Below are 677 nucleotides of genomic sequence, written 5' to 3'. Positions count from 1 at the left end.
AGAGAAACCGGGTTTCTAGTCGTAGGTTGGGTAAAGCGAAGCGACACCCAACAAATTCGGGTATACAAATTAGGCGATCGCTCCCCATTTCTCAAGGTCGTAGGTTGGGTAAAGCGAAGCGACACCCAACAAATTCAGGTAAGATGTTGGGTTACATTGCATTTCACCCAACCTACAAAAGCGAAATCAGAGGGGATTTTAGCTTTGTCGGCATTAATGTAAACTTTTTGGGCATCAGGATGGAGCAGAACTTCATACATCAGAACGAAGGTTTCTCCAATCCTTGTACTGGTTCTTAGGGGTTGCTTGATTTTGCTTAACTCGCTCTAGCAATCCAGGAATTTCTAAGAGTTCTTGGGTTGCACTCTCGCTTTCAGCATTAGCCAAATAAGCCGCAAAATCAGTCAGCACCCGTAAGCGCTCCGGGGACAGTTGCTTGAGTAAATCATTAAGTTGACTCTGTAAATCCGTTACAGACATTGGCTCCGCTGATTCTGTATCCTGGATTGGGGAATTATCCATAGTACCCATTGCCGACTTCTGGCTTTTTAAGGTTCAGTCTCTATTTTAGGATAACTCAATACAGGGGAATATTGGGGGGTAAAGAAACCCGGTTTCTTTGAGAAACCGGGTTTCTAGTCGTAGGTTGGGTAAAGCGAAGCGACACCCAACAAATC

The 677-nt window shown here is 44.8% G+C and carries 1 protein-coding gene and 1 pseudogene; one reads left to right on the top strand and one right to left on the bottom strand.

Translation table 11 applies throughout. The features are described 5' to 3' along the window. A pseudogene (locus P5683_RS25535) lies at nucleotides 1–222 on the top strand (hypothetical protein); the annotation flags it as partial. A gap of 30 nt (nucleotides 223–252) precedes the next feature. On the opposite strand, the gene P5683_RS25530 reads toward P5683_RS25535, so the two are convergent. After that, nucleotides 253–522 carry a hypothetical protein gene (locus tag P5683_RS25530; RefSeq protein ID WP_233498007.1) on the bottom strand — a complete coding sequence of 90 codons (270 nt, stop codon included), beginning with the start codon at nucleotides 520–522 and terminating at the stop codon, nucleotides 253–255. Between the last annotated feature and the right edge of the window lie 155 nt (nucleotides 523–677).

This window comes from Limnospira sp. PMC 1279.21 (genome assembly GCF_032349615.1).
In the GTDB taxonomy this organism is placed as follows: Bacteria; Cyanobacteriota; Cyanobacteriia; order Cyanobacteriales; family Microcoleaceae; genus Limnospira; species Limnospira fusiformis.
The sequence above is the reverse complement of the archived record's forward strand: the minus strand, read 5'-3'. Positions and strand labels throughout refer to the sequence as shown.